Source organism: Klebsiella sp. RC2 (genome assembly GCF_014192815.1).
Classification (GTDB): Bacteria; Pseudomonadota; Gammaproteobacteria; order Enterobacterales; family Enterobacteriaceae; genus Klebsiella; species Klebsiella variicola.
In genome coordinates this window covers 120284-134067 of record NZ_JACHYL010000002.1, presented here as the reverse complement: position 1 = coordinate 134067, position 13784 = coordinate 120284, and the positions used below count along the sequence as shown (strand labels likewise).

At 57.5% G+C, this 13784-nt stretch carries 10 protein-coding genes; 9 read left to right on the top strand and 1 reads right to left on the bottom strand.

The features are described 5' to 3' along the window. Positions 1–221: 221 nt before the first annotated feature. Positions 222–1982, bottom strand: coding sequence for a 30S ribosomal protein S12 methylthiotransferase accessory factor YcaO (gene ycaO, locus FHW76_RS05470; protein ID WP_012968619.1), 1761 nt, complete (start codon positions 1980–1982; stop codon positions 222–224). A gap of 116 nt (positions 1983–2098) precedes the next feature. Between ycaO and FHW76_RS05465 the strand changes: the two genes are divergently transcribed. The 9 genes from FHW76_RS05465 to lpxK all read left to right on the top strand — a co-directional run bounded on the left by FHW76_RS05465 (position 2099) and on the right by lpxK (position 13761). Then, a complete protein-coding gene (locus tag FHW76_RS05465; RefSeq protein ID WP_012542321.1) occupies positions 2099–2791 on the top strand; it encodes a DUF421 domain-containing protein in 693 nt (230 codons plus the stop codon). 188 nt (positions 2792–2979) lie between these two features. Continuing rightward, positions 2980–4068, top strand: a complete 1089-nt coding sequence (gene serC / locus FHW76_RS05460; protein WP_012542320.1) for a 3-phosphoserine/phosphohydroxythreonine transaminase — start codon at positions 2980–2982, stop codon at positions 4066–4068. 73 nt (positions 4069–4141) lie between these two features. Next, on the top strand, positions 4142–5425 hold the full coding sequence (gene aroA, locus FHW76_RS05455) for a 3-phosphoshikimate 1-carboxyvinyltransferase (protein ID WP_008805857.1): 1284 nt from the start codon (positions 4142–4144) through the stop codon (positions 5423–5425). 174 nt (positions 5426–5599) lie between these two features. Continuing rightward, complete coding sequence (gene cmk, locus FHW76_RS05450) at positions 5600–6283, top strand: (d)CMP kinase (protein ID WP_012542319.1); 684 nt, start codon at positions 5600–5602, stop codon at positions 6281–6283. Between the two features lie 133 nt (positions 6284–6416). Continuing rightward, on the top strand, positions 6417–8090 hold the full coding sequence (gene rpsA, locus FHW76_RS05445; RefSeq protein ID WP_002898162.1) for a 30S ribosomal protein S1: 1674 nt from the start codon (positions 6417–6419) through the stop codon (positions 8088–8090). A 151-nt stretch (positions 8091–8241) separates the two neighbouring features. Beyond that, on the top strand, positions 8242–8529 hold the full coding sequence (gene ihfB, locus FHW76_RS05440) for an integration host factor subunit beta (protein ID WP_004100704.1): 288 nt from the start codon (positions 8242–8244) through the stop codon (positions 8527–8529). 205 nt (positions 8530–8734) lie between these two features. Then, positions 8735–10999: a ComEC family protein gene (locus FHW76_RS05435; RefSeq protein ID WP_183476359.1), complete on the top strand. Its 2265-nt coding sequence runs from the start codon at positions 8735–8737 to the stop codon at positions 10997–10999. Positions 11000–11035: 36 nt separating this feature from the next. Continuing rightward, positions 11036–12784: a lipid A ABC transporter ATP-binding protein/permease MsbA gene (gene msbA, locus FHW76_RS05430; RefSeq protein WP_004201387.1), complete on the top strand. Its 1749-nt coding sequence runs from the start codon at positions 11036–11038 to the stop codon at positions 12782–12784. Continuing rightward, entirely contained in the window at positions 12781–13761 is a 981-nt protein-coding gene (lpxK, locus tag FHW76_RS05425; protein WP_016160566.1) for a tetraacyldisaccharide 4'-kinase, read from the top strand. Before msbA ends, lpxK begins: the two co-directional genes overlap by 4 nt. Positions 13762–13784: the final 23 nt, after the last annotated feature.

The following is a 13784-nucleotide window of genomic DNA, read 5'->3' as shown; positions in this document are numbered from 1 at the left end:
AAATTTATAAGTTATGTTGAATTTTTTCGTTTTTGCCCCAGTATTTGAGTTAATTAAAATGGAGTATTTTATTTTAAATTAACAATTGGTAAATGATATAAGTGCGATATTTACTATTAATTAACTTTACAACTACAAACTATAGTGGCTCCCTCGCCAGGTTAAAATAACGGAGCCGCATCGGGCTCCGTTGTTGGCAAGCATGTTGGCGTAATGGGGGCTTATTTTGCCCAGAACGCCGCTTTCGCCCGCTGCAGCTTTTCATACGCTTTCAGCAGCGACTGATGAGCCGGGAAGGCTTGCAGATCGCTGTCGACAGCCTGAAGGCCATAGAACGGGGCTTCGCCGCTCAGCGCAGCGCTGGCGGCTTCGACCGCATCGGCGCCATACATACGGATGAAGGCGTTCAGATACTGCAGCGGCTGACGCTCCTCTTCCTGGCTCAGCAGCAGCAGGGTCTGCAGGCAGCGATAGTAGTTTGCGCGCTCAGGGCTGAAGACAGAGGCATTGAATTCCATGGTCCATTCGGTCCAGATCAGCGCCTGTTCCAGATCGCCGCCAGCCAGGGCCAGCATCGCTTTCAGCTCGCCGACGCGCAGGGTATACCAGCCGTTGTCTTTCCCGGTGGCAAGGCCCAGCAGTTCGCGAACGCGGGTGAAATCATCCAGGCCTTCGTCATCCATTTGTTCGATGAGCGCCAGATAATCTTCTTTTTCCCACTCGCTGCCCGGCAGAGACAGAATGGTGTCCCGCAGATGGGCGCCCATGCTGTTGTTTGCCAGCCACAGGTCTTCTGCCGGATAAATATCCGACATGCCCGGAACGATGATACGGCAGGCGTAAACGCCCAGATGCTCGTAGTCGGCAATGTACACTTCTTTATCTTCGGCCTTGAAGATGGCCATCAGGGTGGCGAACTCTTCTTCGGTGGTGCCGGAGAAACTCCAGTCAACGAACGGATAGTCGGCATCCTGCTTGAACATATCCCAGGAGATCAGGCCGCTGGAGTCGATGAAGTGGGTTTCGAGGTTCGCGTGCTCGGCGACTTCTTCGTCATCAAAGGTCGGCGGCGTAAAGACATCAAGGTCTTTCAGGCTGCGACCCTGCAGCAGTTCTGTGACCGTACGCTCCAGCGCCACGCCGAAGTCCGGGTGGGCGCCAAAGGAAGCGAAGCAGGTGCCGTTAGTCGGGTTAAACAGCACGACGCAGATAACCGGGTATTTGCCGCCCAGCGAACCATCGTAGGCGAAAATCGGGAAGCCTTCGGCTTCAAGTTTTGCGATCGACTCCACGACGCCAGGATAGCGCGCCATGACTTCCGCCGGGATCTCCGGCAGGCTGATGCTCTCTGCGATGATGCGGTTTTTTATGTGACGTTCAAAGACCTCTGACAGGCCCTGCACGCGTGCTTCATTCGGGGTATTCCCTGCAGACATACCGTTGGATACGTACAAGTTGCCAACGATATTCATCGGAATATAGACGGTTTCGCCGTCGGACTGGCGGGTAAAGGGCAGGCCGCATACGCCGCGCTCATCGTTCCCTGACTGCAGATCCACCAGCATGCTGGCGGTCAGCTGATCGTCCGGATCGTAGAACGCGAGCAGACGGGCATCCAGCAGACCTTCCGGGACATCGTCGTTTTCGGTCAGCGGGAACCACTTTTCGTTCGGGTAGTGAACAAACGGGCCATTAGCGATAGTGTCGCCTAACCAGAAGTCGGCGAAGAAATAGTTGGTGGACAGGCGCTCGAAATATTCGCCCAGCGCGGAGGCCAGGGCTGCCTTTTTGGTGGCGCCTTTACCATTGGTAAAGCACAGCGCGCATTCTTTATCGCGAATGTGAACGGACCACACGTGCGGCACCGGGTTCAGCCACGAGGCCTCTTCGATATCAAATCCGAGGTCGAGCAATTTCTGCTGGAAGCGAGCGATGGAATCTTCCAGGGCGGCATCTTTGCCGGGAATAAACGTTTGGGTCATGGCGATCACTTTTGTCGTACGGAAAGCGCGCAATGATACGGCTTTTATCTGACAGGTGCTATCTCCATCATCTGGCTATGCTTAGAGGCAACTTATGACCCACAGGGAGATGATAGATGAAAGCCTTTGACTGGCAGCGGATGGCGCTCGATAAAGTGCCGGTGGAGTTTCTTGCCGAGGTGGCGTTGCGCAGCCTCTATACCTTCGTTCTGGTCTTTATTTTCCTCAAGATTACCGGACGGCGCGGCGTGCGGCAGATGTCGCTGTTCGAGGTGTTGATTATTCTGACCCTCGGTTCGGCGGCAGGGGACGTGGCGTTTTATGACGATGTACCGCTACTGCCGGTGCTGGTGGTCTTCATCACGCTGGCGCTGCTGTATCGCGGCATCATGTGGCTGATGGGGCACAGCGAAAAGCTGGAGGATCTCCTGGAAGGTAAACCTATCGTGGTGGTCGAGGAGGGGCAGTTGGCGTGGGAGAAGCTGCATGCGGAAAACATGACCGAATTCGAATTCTTTATGGAGCTGCGGGTCAACAGCGTCGAGCAGCTTGGCCAGGTCCGGCTGGCGATCCTTGAAACCAACGGGCAGATCAGCGTGTTTTATTATCCGGATGAAGAGGTCAGAGCGGGGTTGTCTATCCTGCCTACCCACTGTACTGCGCGTTACACCACGATTCCGCAGGAGGGGATCTATGCCTGCGTACGCTGCAGCATCGTGATGGCGATGCAGGCGGGAGAAAAGCGAATATGTTCCCGCTGCGCAAATGCAGAATGGTCGAAGGCCAGCCGAGCGAAACGACTCACCTGACAGCAAATATGTCGGTTTTATTACGTCAAGCCGATAGATTCTGTTGTGTGACGGTGGCCGCGTTTTACCGTCGGCGAGTTTTAGCCATTGCGGACCGTGTCACTGAATGATAAAACCGATAGCCACAGGAATAACTTATGCCCGCGGCGGTTCGCGGGCAAAACAACATAGCAACGTGGTGAGGGGAAATGGCTCAGGTCTATAACTTCAGTTCGGGCCCGGCAATGCTGCCGGCGGAAGTACTCAAACTGGCTCAGCAAGAACTGTGCGACTGGCACGGTCTGGGTACGTCGGTCATGGAGATCAGTCACCGTGGTAAGGAGTTTATCCAGGTGGCAGAAGAGGCAGAACAGGACTTCCGCTCTCTGCTGAATATCCCTTCCAACTATAAAGTTTTGTTCTGCCACGGCGGCGGCCGCGGCCAGTTCGCGGGGATCCCGCTGAACATCCTCGGCGATAAAAACGTCGCTGACTATGTGGACGCCGGCTACTGGGCCGCCAGCGCGGTCAAAGAGGCGAAGAAATACTGCGCGCCTAACGTCATCGACGCGAAAATCACTGTCGATGGCAAGCGAGCTGTTACGCCGATGAGCGAGTGGCAGCTGACGCCGGGCGCGGCCTATCTGCATTACTGCCCGAACGAAACCATTGACGGTATCGCGATTGATGATACGCCGAATTTCGGCGACGACGTCATCGTCGCTGCTGATTTCTCCTCCACCATTCTGTCCCGCGAAATTGACGTCAACCGCTTCGGTGTAATCTACGCCGGCGCGCAGAAAAATATTGGCCCGGCAGGGCTGACGCTGGTCATCGTGCGTGAAGATCTGCTGGGCAAAGCCAGCGTGGCCTGTCCGTCGATCCTCGACTATACCGTGTTAAGCGAGAACGACTCGATGTTTAACACGCCGCCGACGTTCGCCTGGTATCTGGCTGGTCTGGTGTTTAAGTGGCTGAAACAGCAGGGCGGCGTCGCTGCGATGGATAAAATCAACCAGCAGAAAGCCGAACTGCTTTATGGCGTTATCGATAACAGCGGGTTCTACCGTAACGATGTGGCGCAAGCCAACCGCTCACGCATGAACGTGCCGTTCCAGCTGGCGGACAGCGCACTGGACAAACTGTTCCTCGAAGAGTCGTTTGCCGCCGGGCTGCACGCGCTGAAGGGCCACCGCGTGGTGGGCGGCATGCGCGCCTCCATCTACAATGCGATGCCGCTGGACGGCGTGAAGGCGTTAACCGACTTTATGCTGGACTTCGAACGCCGCCACGGTTAATCGCCTGTTTCTTTCTTCCTCCCCGCGGCCTGTCTGCGGGGTTTTTATTCTGTTTGTTTGAGAGTGAAGTTTGATGGAATCCCTGACGTTACAACCCATCGCACGCGTAGAGGGCACCGTGAACCTGCCAGGTTCGAAAAGCGTCTCCAACCGCGCGCTGCTGCTGGCCGCTCTGGCCCGCGGCACGACGGTGCTGACCAACCTGCTGGACAGCGACGATGTGCGCCATATGCTGAATGCCCTGAGTGCGCTGGGGGTTCAATATACCCTATCTGCCGACCGCACCCGCTGCGAAGTGACCGGCAACGGCGGCCCGCTGCGCGCTGCTGCGGCGCTGGAGCTGTTCCTCGGCAACGCCGGAACCGCGATGCGTCCGCTGGCGGCGGCCCTGTGCCTTGGCAGCAACGATATTGTGCTGACCGGCGAACCGCGGATGAAAGAGCGCCCGATCGGCCATCTGGTGGATGCCCTGCGTCAGGGCGGCGCTCAGATCGACTATCTTGAGCAGGAAAATTATCCACCGCTGCGCCTGCGCGGCGGTTTTCAGGGCGGGAACGTCGAGGTTGACGGCAGCGTCTCCAGTCAGTTCCTGACCGCGCTGCTGATGACCGCGCCGCTGGCGCCGCAGGATACCGTGATCGCCATTAAGGGCGATCTGGTGTCGAAACCCTATATCGACATTACGCTGCACCTGATGAAAACCTTCGGCGTTGAGGTGGACAATCAGTCTTATCAGCGTTTTGTGGTGCGCGGCAAGCAGCAGTATCAGTCGCCAGGGGATTACCTGGTGGAAGGCGATGCTTCCTCGGCCTCGTATTTCCTCGCCGCTGGCGCCATTAAGGGCGGCACGGTAAAAGTCACCGGTATCGGCCGCGGCAGTGTACAGGGCGATATCCGTTTCGCCGACGTCCTGGAGAAAATGGGCGCTACCGTGACCTGGGGCGACGATTTTATCGCCTGCACCCGCGGCGAGCTCAAGGCTATCGATATGGATATGAACCATATCCCGGACGCGGCGATGACCATCGCTACCGCCGCGCTGTTCGCGCAAGGGACCACTACGCTGCGCAATATCTACAACTGGCGGGTCAAAGAGACGGACCGTCTGTTCGCCATGGCGACCGAGTTGCGTAAAGTGGGCGCCGAGGTGGAAGAGGGTGAAGATTATATTCGCATCACCCCGCCGGCAAAGTTGAAATATGCTGAAATCGGCACCTATAACGACCACCGGATGGCGATGTGCTTCTCGCTGGTGGCGCTGTCTGATACGCCGGTGACCATCCTTGATCCCAAATGTACGGCCAAAACGTTCCCGGACTATTTTGAGCAACTGGCGCGGATCAGTACCCTCGCCTGAGTAAAACTTTGTCATCCCGCGGGCTGATGTCCTGTCAGCCCGCTATAATTGCGCAAAACTTCTGCTTTTCATTTCCTGTAGTCCGTAATTTACAAGCAATGCTCACTTTCCGGCGTATTGATGCGTATAATGCGCGGCGTTTATATTCCATGCGCCTTGCTGAAGGAGAAAAAGATGACGGCGAATATTCCGGTAATCACCATTGATGGGCCTGGCGGTGCGGGTAAAGGTACGTTGTGCAAGGCAATGGCGGAAGCGCTGGGCTGGCATCTGTTAGATTCAGGCGCGATCTACCGCGTTCTGGCGCTGGCGGCGCTGCATCATCATGTTGACGTAGAGTCCGAAGAGGCGCTGGTGCCCCTGGCGGCCCATCTTGACGTGCGCTTTATTTCTACTGACGGCACCCTGGAAGTGGTGCTGGAAGGGGAAGATGTCAGCGGAGAAATTCGCACTCAGGAGGTCGCCAATGCCGCCTCGAAAGTGGCCGCTTTCCCACGCGTTCGCGAAGCGCTGCTGCGCCGCCAGCGTGCTTTCCGTGAACTGCCGGGGCTCATCGCCGACGGGCGCGATATGGGCACGGTGGTTTTCCCGGACGCGCCGGTGAAAATTTTCCTCGATGCCTCGGCCGATGAGCGGGCGCATCGCCGCATGCGGCAGTTGCAGGAAAAGGGCTTTGATGTTAACTTTGAACGTCTTTTGTCCGAGATAAAAGAGCGTGACGATCGCGACCGAAATCGCGCCGTGGCGCCGCTTGTCCCGGCTGCCGATGCATTAGTTCTCGATTCAACAGAACTAAACATTGAGCAAGTGATTGAAAAAGCGCTACAATATGCGCGCGAAAAATTGGCCGTTGCGTGAGCCTTAACCGGTAGCGCGCCGAAGCCTCCGAATTATAGCAGTACCCCGCGGCAATGGATGGTCAGCGGGTATGTGAAACAACCCCATCCGGCACGGAGCCAGGTGGACGTTAATATTAACCTGAAGATTAAACATGACTGAATCTTTTGCTCAACTGTTTGAAGAATCCTTAAAAGAAATCGAAACCCGCCCGGGTTCCATCGTTCGTGGTGTTGTTGTTGCTATCGACAAAGACGTAGTACTGGTTGACGCCGGTCTGAAATCTGAGTCCGCCATCCCGGCTGAGCAGTTCAAAAACGCCCAGGGCGAGCTGGAAATCCAGGTTGGTGACGAAGTTGACGTTGCTCTGGATGCAGTAGAAGACGGCTTCGGTGAAACTCTGCTGTCCCGTGAGAAAGCTAAACGTCACGAAGCTTGGATCACGCTGGAAAAAGCTTACGAAGACGCTGAAACTGTTACCGGTGTTATCAACGGCAAAGTTAAAGGTGGCTTCACTGTTGAGCTGAACGGTATTCGTGCGTTCCTGCCGGGTTCCCTGGTAGACGTTCGTCCGGTGCGCGACACGCTGCACCTGGAAGGCAAAGAGCTTGAGTTCAAAGTCATCAAGCTGGACCAGAAGCGTAACAACGTTGTTGTTTCTCGTCGTGCCGTTATCGAATCCGAAAACAGCGCAGAGCGCGATCAGCTGCTGGAAAACCTGCAGGAAGGCATGGAAGTCAAAGGTATCGTTAAGAACCTCACTGACTACGGTGCATTCGTTGATCTGGGCGGCGTTGACGGCCTGCTGCACATCACCGATATGGCCTGGAAACGCGTTAAGCATCCGAGCGAAATCGTAAACGTTGGCGACGAAATCACTGTTAAAGTGCTGAAGTTCGACCGCGAGCGTACCCGTGTATCCCTGGGCCTGAAACAGCTGGGCGAAGATCCGTGGGTAGCTATCGCTAAACGTTATCCGGAAGGTACCAAACTGACCGGTCGCGTGACCAACCTGACCGACTACGGCTGCTTCGTTGAAATCGAAGAAGGCGTTGAAGGCCTGGTTCACGTTTCCGAAATGGATTGGACCAACAAAAACATCCACCCGTCCAAAGTTGTTAACGTTGGCGACGTCGTGGAAGTGATGGTTCTGGATATCGACGAAGAGCGTCGTCGTATCTCCCTGGGTCTGAAGCAGTGCAAATCTAACCCATGGCAGCAGTTCGCGGAAACCCACAACAAGGGCGACCGTGTTGAAGGTAAAATCAAGTCTATCACTGACTTCGGTATCTTCATCGGCCTGGACGGCGGCATCGACGGCCTGGTTCACCTGTCTGACATCTCCTGGAACGTTGCAGGCGAAGAAGCAGTTCGTGAATACAAAAAAGGCGACGAAATCGCAGCAGTTGTTCTGCAGGTTGACGCAGAGCGTGAGCGTATCTCCCTGGGCGTTAAACAGCTCGCGGAAGATCCGTTCAACAACTACGTTGCTCTGAACAAGAAAGGCGCTATCGTTGTTGGTAAAGTCACTGCAGTTGACGCTAAAGGCGCAACCGTAGAACTGGCTGACGGCGTAGAAGGTTACCTGCGTGCTTCTGAAGCATCCCGTGACCGCGTTGAAGACGCAACTCTGGTTCTGAGCGTTGGCGACGAAGTTGAAGCGAAATTCACCGGCGTGGATCGTAAGAACCGCGTAGTGAGCCTGTCTGTACGTGCGAAAGACGAAGCGGAAGAAAAAGACGCTATCGCTACCGTGAACAAGCAGGAAGACGCGAACTTCTCCAACAACGCTATGGCTGAAGCGTTCAAAGCAGCGAAAGGCGAGTAATCTTTGTCATTCAGGTAATAACAACCTGAATAGTGACGAGTTTACTTGACAGATTGCAGGATTCGTCCTGTAATCAAGCACAAAGGGCGGCTACGGCCGCCCTTGTTTAAGCTGTTAGCTAATTTTTGCCTTGAAGGAAACCGGAGGAATAATGACCAAGTCAGAATTGATTGAAAGACTTGCCAGCCAGCAATCTCACATTCCGGCGAAAGCGGTGGAAGATGCTGTTAAAGAAATGCTGGAACATATGGCCTCAACGCTTGCTCAAGGTGAGCGCATTGAAATCCGCGGTTTCGGCAGCTTCTCTCTGCACTATCGAGCACCTCGCACCGGACGTAACCCGAAAACTGGTGATAAAGTCGAACTGGAAGGTAAGTACGTTCCGCACTTTAAGCCCGGGAAAGAATTACGTGACCGCGCCAATATTTATGAAGAGTAAGTTGCACGACGTGCAACCTGCCTGATGATAAAAAAAGCACCTGCGGGTGCTTTTTTTGTGTCCGCGATTTACCTCCAGCTTCGCAAAAAAACCGTGCCTGACTGCAACAGATACGATTGTCTGGAAGGCGCTACGCACGCCTGAATTCAGCGGCGGGACGCCACCGTCGCTTTGCGTAACACTGCCTGCTCACAGGGAGGTGTTTATGCGTCTACCATGGCTTGCCGGATGCGCCAGCATCGCGATGCTGCCGCTACTCTGGCTACCCGTCTTGCCGGGCCCGCACGTTCTGGCGAGCGCGTGCCTTGCGGCGCTGTTGCTGACCCGCCTGCGCGGAACGGCCATGGCTTGTGTGGCGATGACGCTTCTGCTGATGATCTGGGGAGTATTGAGCGCGCATCAGGCGCTGTGGCCGACGCGGCACCTTACCGGCGCCATCCGGCAGGCGGAAGTGATCCTCAGCGAGACGGATGGCCAGGCCCTGCACCGTGGTCAGATTGTGCGCCTGGCGGGCCGCTACCTGTTTCCCCCGGTGGGCGTGACGCTGTACGGGGAACTTACACCTGCGCCCGCCTGTGCGGGTCAGCACTGGTTGATGACGCTGCGCCTGCGCCCGGTGCACGGGCAGCTCAACCACGGGGGCTTCGACAGCCAGCGTTATGCGCTGGCGCAGCACCGGCCGCTGAGCGGGGGGATTGTTGCAGCTTCCGCGCTGGATCCCCGCTGCAGCCTGCGCGCCCGCTACCTGGCGTCGTTGACCCGGCGTCTGGAGCCTTATCCCTGGCGTGCGGTGATGCTGGGATTAGGGATGGGGGAGCGACTGACCCTGCCGACGGCGATTAAGGTCCTGATGCAGAACACGGGCACCTCCCATCTGATGGCCATCTCTGGTCTCCATATCGCCCTCGCGGCTTCCCTTATCGTGCTCCTGCTGCGCGGCGTGCAGTATATTCTACCGGGCCGCTGGATCGGCTGGCGGTTGCCGCTGCTGGCCGGGCTGGCCGGCGCCGTCGGCTATGCCTGGCTGACCGGCATGCAGCCGCCGGCGCTGCGCACCTGCGTAGGGTTGGGCGTGTGCTGTGCCTTACGCTTGTCGGGCCAGCGCTGGACGGCGTGGCAGGTGTGGCTCTGCTGTCTGGGGGCGATACTCGTTACCGACCCGCTGGCGGTGCTGTCGCAAAGCCTGTGGCTATCCGCTTTCGCCGTGGCGGGGCTGATCTTCTGGTTTCAGTGGGTACCGTTTCCTGTTGGCCACAGGCGTTGGCCATGGAAGGCACTGTTCGCCCTCGTTCATTTGCAGGCTGGCGTGACGCTGCTGCTGATGCCGCTCCAGCTCCTGCTCTTCCATGGCGTCAGCCTGACGTCCATGGCCGCCAATTTGCTGGCGGTACCTCTGGTGACCCTGCTGGCGGTGCCGCTTATTCTCGGCGCGATGCTGCTGCATCTCACGGGACCGGGGATGGTAGAGTCGCTGCTCTGGCTGGCGGCCGATCGCGTGCTGGCGCTGCTGTTCTGGGGATTACGACATTTACCGGACGGCTGGCTACCGCTGGACGCCCGCTGGCTCTGGATCAGTAGCCTGCCGTGGCTGCTGGTGATGGGCTGGCGTTTTCAGAGCTGGCGGCATTTCCCGGCCCTGTGTCTGAGCGTACTGCTCCTGCTGATGCGGCCCTTCTGGAGGCCGTTTCCCGCGGACGAATGGCGGGTGACGATGCTGGATGTCGGGCAGGGGCTGGCGATGGTTATCGAACGTCACGGCAAGGCGCTCCTCTATGATACCGGGCCAGCATGGCCGCAGGGCGACAGCGGTCAGCAGGTGATTATCCCGTGGCTGCGCTGGCATCATCTGCAGCTGCAGGGCATTGTGCTAAGCCACGAGCATCTGGATCATCGCGGCGGCCTTAATTCAGTGCGGCAGGCATGGCCGCAGGCGTGGGTGCGCAGCCCTTTAGGCTGGACGCGTCATCTGCCGTGCCATCGCGGTGAGCGCTGGCAATGGCAGGGACTCAACTTCCAGGCCCTGTGGCCGCTGCCGGGCAGCACGGCAAAGGGTAATAATCACTCCTGCGTGGTGCGCATCGATGATGGTCGCTCCAGCATCCTGCTCACCGGCGATATAGAACGTCAGGCGGAGCAGGCGATGATCAGCCGTTACTGGCAGCATCTGACGTCTACACTTATCCAGGTTCCCCACCACGGTAGCAACACCTCCTCCAGCGAATTGCTGGTCCGCCGGGTAGAGGGTGCGGCCGCGCTGGCATCCGCTTCGCGCTACAATGCGTGGCGGATGCCCTCGTACAAGGTGGTTCAGCGCTATCGCCAGCGGGGGTATCGCTGGTTCGCCACGCCGCAGCAGGGACAGATAACGGTGGTTTTTTCCGCAGAAGGGTGGCAAATCCATAGCTTACGGGATCAAGTTTTACCACGTTGGTATCATCAGTGGTTTGGCGCGCCCGCCGATAACGGGTAGAATATGCGGCTATTTCAACACAAGCTGGTTTATTGAATGCAGAACGATAAAGATCTCTCCACGTGGCAGACCTTCCGCCGACTTTGGCCGATTATTGCACCGTTTAAAGCCGGGCTAATCGTCGCGGCGGTGGCGTTAGTGCTTAACGCGGGCAGTGACACCTTCATGTTATCGCTTCTTAAACCGTTATTGGATGATGGTTTTGGTAAAACGGATCGCTCAGTGCTGCTATGGATGCCGCTGGTGGTTATCGGGCTGATGGTGCTGCGTGGGATCACCAGCTACATCTCGAGCTATTGTATCTCCTGGGTTTCCGGCAAAGTCGTGATGACCATGCGTCGTCGCCTGTTCGGCCACATGATGGGCATGCCGGTGGCCTTCTTTGACAAGCAGTCTACCGGGACGCTGCTGTCACGCATTACCTATGATTCTGAGCAGGTCGCCTCATCTTCCTCCAGCGCGCTGATCACCGTGGTCCGCGAAGGGGCATCGATTATCGGCCTGTTCGTGATGATGTTCTATTACAGCTGGCAGCTGTCGCTGATCCTGATCGTACTGGCGCCGATCGTGTCGGTAGCAATCCGCGTGGTCTCCAAGCGTTTTCGTAATATCAGTAAGAATATGCAGAACACGATGGGGCAGGTCACCACCAGCGCTGAGCAGATGCTGAAAGGGCACAAAGAGGTGCTGATGTTTGGTGGCCAGGAGGTGGAAACCAAACGTTTTGATAAGGTCAGCAATAAAATGCGTCTGCAGGGGATGAAGATGGTTTCTGCCTCGTCTATCTCCGACCCGATCATTCAGCTTATCGCGTCGCTGGCGCTGGCCTTTGTCCTGTATGCCGCCAGCTTCCCGAGCGTAATGGACACCCTGACCGCCGGGACCATTACCGTGGTCTTCTCCTCAATGATTGCGCTGATGCGCCCGCTGAAGTCGCTGACCAACGTCAATGCCCAGTTCCAGCGTGGGATGGCGGCGTGCCAGACGCTGTTTGCGATCCTCGATTCCGAGCAGGAAAAAGACGAAGGTACGCGGGTCATTGAGCGGGCCAAAGGCAATCTCAAGTTTGAGAACGTCACGTTCACCTATCCGGGGCGCGAAGTGGCCGCGCTGCGCAATATCAATCTCGATATCCCGGAAGGGAAAACCGTCGCGCTGGTGGGGCGCTCAGGGTCGGGTAAATCGACCATTGCCAGCCTGATCACCCGCTTCTACGATGTTGACGACGGGCAGATCCTGCTGGATGGTCACGACCTGCGCGAGTACAAGCTGAGCTCGCTGCGCGACCAGGTGGCACTCGTTTCACAGAACGTGCATCTGTTCAACGATACTGTCGCCAACAACATCGCCTATGCCCGTACCGAAGAGTACAGCCGCGAGCAGATTGAAGAGGCCGCGCGGATGGCCTATGCCATGGACTTCATCAACAAGATGGACAATGGTCTGGATACGATCATCGGCGAAAATGGCGTGATGCTGTCCGGTGGCCAGCGCCAGCGTATTGCTATCGCCCGTGCGCTGCTGCGTAACAGCCCGATCCTGATCCTTGATGAAGCCACCTCGGCGCTGGATACCGAGTCCGAGCGAGCCATTCAGGCAGCGCTGGATGAGCTGCAGAAAAACCGCACCTCGCTGGTTATCGCCCACCGTCTGTCGACCATTGAGCAGGCTGATGAAATTGTGGTGGTTGAAGATGGGCGGATCGTGGAACGCGGAACGCACCACGATCTGCTGGAACATAAGGGCGTGTACGCCCAGCTGCATAAGATGCAATTCGGCGAATGATCGCGCGCATTTGGTCCGGGGAATCGCCGCTGTGGCGCCTGCTGCTGCCGCTCTCCTGGCTGTATGGCCTGGTGAGCGCGGTGATTCGCCTCAGCTATCAGCTGGGGTGGCAAAAAGCCTGGCGCGCGCCGGTGCCGGTGGTGGTGGTCGGTAACCTGACCGCCGGCGGCAATGGTAAAACGCCGGTGGTGATCTGGCTGGTGGAGCAGCTGCAGCAGCGCGGTATTCGCGTGGGGGTGGTCTCTCGCGGCTACGGCGGTAAAGCCGACCGCTACCCACTGGTATTAACTGACCGGACCAGTACGGCGCAGGCGGGTGATGAGCCGGTGTTAATTCATCAGCGTACCGGCGCGCCGGTGGCGGTTTCTCCGCTGCGCAGCGACGCGGTGAAAGCGCTGCTCAGCGCGCACGATCTGCAGATTATCGTGACCGACGACGGGTTGCAGCACTATAAGCTGGCGCGGGACAGAGAAATTGTCGTTATCGACGGCGTGCGCCGCTTTGGCAACGGCTGGTGGCTGCCTGCCGGGCCGATGCGCGAGCGGGCGTCGCGCTTGCAAAGCGTTGATGCGGTTATCGTTAACGGCGGCGTGGCGCGTCCGGGGGAGATCCCGATGCAACTGCGTCCAGGGATGGCGGTTAACCTGCTTACCGGCGAACGTCGCGATGTCTCGACTTTCACGAACGTAGTGGCGATGGCCGGCATCGGCCATCCGCCGCGCTTTTTCGCCACCCTTGAAAGCTGTGGCGTCCAGCCGGTCAAAACCGTGGCGCTGGCAGACCATCAGGCGCTGAGCCAGGCCGATGTCGCCGCCCTGGTAACCACCGGGCAGACGCTGCTAATGACCGAGAAAGACGCGGTGAAATGTCGCGATTTCGCCGCCGCAAACTGGTGGTATTTACCGGTCGACGCCATAATGGCCGATGAACGCGCACAGCGGTTGCTTGCGGACTTAGCGACGTTGGCGCAACGTTAACTGACGCGCCGGCTTTGCTCGCC